Annotated in this window: 7 protein-coding genes and 1 pseudogene; 2 read left to right on the forward strand and 6 right to left on the reverse strand. The window is 62.4% G+C overall.

The genetic code is table 11. The features are described 5' to 3' along the window. Nucleotides 1-1,224 precede the first annotated feature (1,224 nt). A complete protein-coding gene (locus WAW17_RS08220; RefSeq protein ID WP_422332492.1) occupies nucleotides 1,225-1,662 on the forward strand; it encodes an SPW repeat protein in 438 nt (145 codons plus the stop codon). Between the two features lie 175 nt (nucleotides 1,663-1,837). Beyond that, a complete protein-coding gene (locus WAW17_RS08225) occupies nucleotides 1,838-2,068 on the forward strand; it encodes a cold-shock protein (RefSeq protein ID WP_422332493.1) in 231 nt (76 codons plus the stop codon). A 115-nt stretch (nucleotides 2,069-2,183) separates the two neighbouring features. Here the strand turns inward: WAW17_RS08225 and WAW17_RS08230 are convergent. The 6 genes and pseudogenes from WAW17_RS08230 to WAW17_RS08255 all read right to left on the reverse strand — a co-directional run. Further along, a pseudogene (locus WAW17_RS08230) lies at nucleotides 2,184-2,321 on the reverse strand (IS3 family transposase); the annotation flags it as partial. A 467-nt stretch (nucleotides 2,322-2,788) separates the two neighbouring features. Further along, entirely contained in the window at nucleotides 2,789-3,130 is a 342-nt protein-coding gene (locus WAW17_RS08235; RefSeq protein ID WP_422332494.1) for an ANTAR domain-containing protein, read from the reverse strand. A gap of 15 nt (nucleotides 3,131-3,145) precedes the next feature. Beyond that, nucleotides 3,146-3,418, reverse strand: a complete 273-nt coding sequence (locus WAW17_RS08240; protein WP_422332495.1) for a hypothetical protein — start codon at nucleotides 3,416-3,418, stop codon at nucleotides 3,146-3,148. Nucleotides 3,419-4,059: 641 nt separating this feature from the next. Next, a complete protein-coding gene (locus WAW17_RS08245) occupies nucleotides 4,060-4,245 on the reverse strand; it encodes a hypothetical protein (RefSeq protein ID WP_422332496.1) in 186 nt (61 codons plus the stop codon). Nucleotides 4,246-4,271: 26 nt separating this feature from the next. Continuing rightward, the gene (locus WAW17_RS08250; protein ID WP_422332497.1) at nucleotides 4,272-4,469 is read right to left on the reverse strand and encodes a hypothetical protein; all 198 of its coding nucleotides are present in this window, start codon (nucleotides 4,467-4,469) and stop codon (nucleotides 4,272-4,274) included. A 110-nt stretch (nucleotides 4,470-4,579) separates the two neighbouring features. Next, entirely contained in the window at nucleotides 4,580-4,792 is a 213-nt protein-coding gene (locus WAW17_RS08255) for a hypothetical protein (RefSeq protein WP_422332498.1), read from the reverse strand. Nucleotides 4,793-4,922 lie beyond the last annotated feature (130 nt).

Below are 4,922 nucleotides of genomic sequence, written 5' to 3' on the forward strand. Positions count from 1 at the left end.
ACACTCTCGGGCCGCTCGGAACGAGACCATCACGGATGGTGATCGAACCCCTCAGGCCCGAACCGAATTTCCCAACGACCGTTCACTCACTTGACGAGAAGGCAATCAACGATCACGAATCTTGCACGGATGCCAGGCTACTCGCACTCCACGGTGATCGCATCTTCACCCATGATCCCCCAGCGGCACCCACGAAGACTGCAGGCCTTCGCCTTTCGCAAGACCAGCCACCTATCCACATCAGACCTCGACGGCCACTCCCGGCGTTCCCCCGGTTAATTCACGGTGGGATGGCCCAACGTACTTCGATACGCTTTTCGGGTGCTTCGGGCTTTACGACGAGTATGGAAATCTACAGGATTCCATTGCATGCGATCGGCTTTGACGGACAGATGCCGGACGCGAACGCTGACATCATCGTTCCTGTCCGGATCCAACCCTGGAAGTTTCCGCGTGCACAATGTGGCGGGCCTCGAGGCGGTCTTCGCCAGGTCGGGGAACACTGCTGCGCCCGCCGGTACGGAGCGCACCCCGTGTGCGGTTCTGCACACCTTGCCCGAACAGATGTGAACCACAACGCAGCAGCACTCAGCGAGCGGTTCCGACCTACCCGACAACCGCCGGACTGCACGAAGAAACCTGACACGACGGTGCCGGGCGAACATCCGCACAGGTCGGGGCATAAGGACTCTAGAGCGACCGAGAACGATCGCCTTAGCGTTTCCTTCTGTCCCCGAAGATCGAGGCGGCACTTCGAGACACCATCTGCGGAGGAACCATGACGAAAGCCAGCGCCCCATGCGCTCCGGTGCGGCGCACGTCGGCGACGACGACGCGCTCACCACCGTGGCGCAAGACATACGCGAGTTGGCCTGATCGAGTGTCGCAAGGTGGTCACCGTGATGGAGGAGCACCAGGTCCGGCGGGTCCCGGTCATCGAACCATCATGTGGTCGAAATGATCGGCGGAGCCGATCGCCTGCCACTTGTCCATCGACGGCGGTACGGCGCAGTGTCGAGCGCGCTGTGCTTCGAGCGCGCTGTGCGAAGTACACCGATCCCGATCACCACCATCCGCTGCCAGCGGCGCCGATAACGGACCCGGCGCACTATCCGGCGGTCGTGGCCGGGCGTTTCGGAACCGATGTCCAGGTATTGCGCCTGGACGCGAGAGCCGAGGTCCTTACCCCTATCCCTATCCCTATCCCGAGGAGATGAACACATCATGTCGACGTCATCGAGCATGTCGATCGAGACACATCCTGATATTGCCGCGTTGCGCGACCGGTACGACCGTGTCGCGGAGCAACCTCTCGCCCGGATCGTCGAGGGGCTGATGCTTGTTACGGGCCTGTATGCAGCGGCTTCACCCTGGATTGTCGGGTTCGACGACCAGTGGTCGCTGGCGGTGAACAATCTGATCGCCGGGATCGCCGTTGCAGTCTTGGCGGTCGGTTTCACCTCGGCCTACGGCCGCACCCATGGCATGACATTCGTCGCACCACTGCTGGGTGTGTGGATGATCGTCTCACCGTGGGTAGTCGCGAATGTGAACACCACAACCGCAATGATCTGGTCCAATGTGGTCGGTGGAGCCGTGGTGTGCGTAATCGGCCTGTCGATCACGGCGATGGGGATGCGGCACCAAGCACACCTGAGGTGATCACGCCGCAGCCGCACCTGTGCTATCTCACCGGCAGGCCTCGTTCATGCGCCACCGGCCGGTGACCCCGGCCAGTGCAGTACGTGTATGCCCGATTGCTCGCCCGGGGTGGATCGAAGTGACAGTCGCGTCCTCCATACGTAGGGCTCGGCCGAGAGGGAGAGGAGTTCACGGGATGGCACTGGGGGTTGTGCGATGGTTCAACAGCGAGAAGGGCTTCGGGTTCATCACCCCGGACGACGGCGGCGCCGATATCTTCGTGAACTTCTCGGAGATCGCGGTCAACGGCTTCAAGTTCCTGACCGAAAATCAGCGGGTGGAATACGAACTTGGCCCCGGGCAGACCGGACGGATACGGCCCTTCACACAGAAGGGACTCCAAGCGCGAAACGTACGAATTCTCTGATACGAGGCGGGTTGTCGACGAAAAGTGCCATCCCCGCGTTCACCGGCCGATGCCACCTGCAGGTCCCCACAGGGGCCAGGGAGCAGTCCTGCACGCGTGACCAGGTGACCGGCGTACGCTCGGCGCGCACCCAGTTGCGCAAGGTCCCCCCGCTGACCCCGAGGTCCTTGCCGATGCCCTCGAAGGTGTGGCTCGAATCGGACAGGTGCACCGCGACGGCATCGGCCTCGAGCTCCGTCGAGTACGCGTTCATCACCGTCAGTGGCATCGCCTTCTCCGGGCCCTTCACGACCGAGTCTTCACGATGTCCTCACTGAGTCGGGAAGCCCCCTTCCACATCCCACCCCTTGCTGACCCGGCGACGCTCCCACTGGGTCGCAAGCACACCTTGCCCGACGGCGTGGCCACGTCGATGCCGCACACCGGCAAGATCACCGGCTCATACGGCATCGGGACTTTATTCCGGCACCGGTCGACGTTGTCGGTTTCGATCTCGATTGATCTGTCCTTCAAGCAAGTCCACACATCTCACCGGGAGCCACCTGAGGGCATCGGACAAGGAAACCGAAAATTCAACCGACGTGCTCGAAGCAACGGTGCGTGACCCTTCCAGGTCCGGACCCGGGCGTCAGGCCCATGCGCGGGCTGGCAGCAGCCCAAGGAAACGCCAGCGCCGACACGCGACCCAATGCGATTTTCACGAAGTATTCGCGGTGGCGTTCACAGCGGATGGTCGGGCGTCGGTAGCCGGTGAGCCAGGCAGCAGCTTTCCCATTCGGCCCACACAGCCGCGACGCCGCCCGGACGCGCCGAAGAGCCCAGCGGTGGGCTGTCACCGATCGCGAAATCTACCAATGCGCGTGCGGCGTTGAGCACGCTGATGTGGCAGCGATGGGCCACGCGTAGCAACTCGTCGAACGCGGCGCTATCACTGCAGCCGTGTAGCGCCATCACGATCCCCTTCGCGGTCGACAGCAGCTGCCGGCCATCCACTCCATGCTCGCGCCTGACACGCTCCGGTTCTATCGTCGACGTGAGAGCAGTATCAGGCACTTCGGTCATCTCCAGAATCTCCGTTCATACTGTGGTCTTCTCGGCCCACCCCGGCACCCGGCCGCGTTGGGTCGCTGCGTGGTGTGTCCGAACGCCGGGCTGGTGTCGCTGTACCGACAGGTGAGCCGTGGAATTGCAGGCAGGGGGTCTCAGTGGCCCCGTCTCCCCGATCTGGGCGGGTGGTCGCTGGTGTTCGAGTCGGCGCATTTCGCCGACCAGGACCACCTTCCAGGTGAGGTAGAGACCGAGCACGACGGCCGGAAGACTGATCAAGGACAGGACGACAAGAAGTTCCACGGTGCACACTCCGCTGCAATGGCTGAATCCTGGCCGGGCCGATCGACCACGGTGGCGCCCGTTCACGGTAGCGAGACCGCCGCGGACTCGGGTGACGTGAAGATGAACTTCGTCGAACACATCCCTCTGTCGCCGACTGACAGTTCAGGCCGCAACCCGACCCCGCGATCGACCACCACTACGGCCAACACACCCAATCCGGTTGAACCGTCACTACTGCAGCGGTGACGCACAAGTCGGGATCACGCACGGCAAGCAGAGAATTCGAGTGTGATACGACCACCGACGACGTTCCCGATCAGCAACGCTGGTCACGTCGACAGCCCCGCTCAATCCGGAACTTCGTCACCTGTATCGATCGAGTCCGATTGTGGGTGTTCGGTTACAACGCCTGGTCCAGCGTGTGATTCCCGTTCCACGAGGTCCCGCTCTTCACGGATGACCCGATCTTCAAGTGCGTCTACCAAACCGGAAAGGTCATTCCGGTAACAGGATTGCTGGACACAGTCCATGGCGAAATCGCTCGAGTCCGTTTCCTGCCCTGGTCCGGTGCGATCACCGTATCCGTCAAACGTCGAGTCCATCACCGTCTCCTCACGTGTTGGAAACTGATGCCGGGCACCGGATCGAGAGAAGGAGTGTTACGCCGGCGCCTGAATCGAGGCGTGCTGCACGGCCGCGGACGATACGCAGCGGGCAGACCAGTGATGACGCCACCGCTGCCGCCCACACCGCGCCCCTGCATTCCCCTGTGCCCCGTCGACGACCACGATCACGATCACGATCACGATCACGATCACGATCGCTCGATCATGACGTGCACCCATGTCGCCTCCATTTTCGTTCGCATCAGTCAGTTGTCACGCACGAGCGCGTCGCAGACCAATCGGCGACCTCGGCGAACCCGCCCGGGTTCGGCGATGAACAACAATCTTCGCAGAGCGGCGGGCGGTCTGGGTTCGGCCTTCCCGTGCAACATCATCGGTTGCTCGTCTTCTTCCCGATCTGCAAACATTGCACCGATCCTGAGTTCGATCTCCTGCGTGCTCATCGACCCTCATGGGGCGCTTCGGCGACGCTGAGCCTTCGTGACGGTATGCGGTGCGGTCGGCATGGCTGGATCTTTCTCCTTGCAGGGGACACGAAGATCTGGGATCGAGTTCAGATCAGCACCGAGGCGATCGCGACGCACACGAGGACAAGGACTCCACATACCGTCGCCACCAGCGCCGATCCCGAGAACACTGCGGCGGGAACCGTCGCCGCGGCCGCCGCTCCAAGAGCGATCCGCAACGTCGAGTGTCCTGGGCGCAGCGACGTCTCGGTGTCCGGGTCGAGTCCGTGCACGGTGTCTTTGAATATTGGAATGCTCATGCGGTACGTCCCGTTGCCGAATGCGAAGTGATCCGCTGTTGATAGGAGGTGATCGCGAGTAGAAGCGATCACGCACCGATATGCAGGTTTCCCGGATCGGCCTCTATCGACCGAATCGCACCTCAGCGCA

This window comes from Rhodococcus sp. (in: high G+C Gram-positive bacteria) (assembly GCF_049286785.1).
In the GTDB taxonomy this organism is placed as follows: Bacteria; Actinomycetota; Actinomycetes; order Mycobacteriales; family Mycobacteriaceae; genus Rhodococcus_F.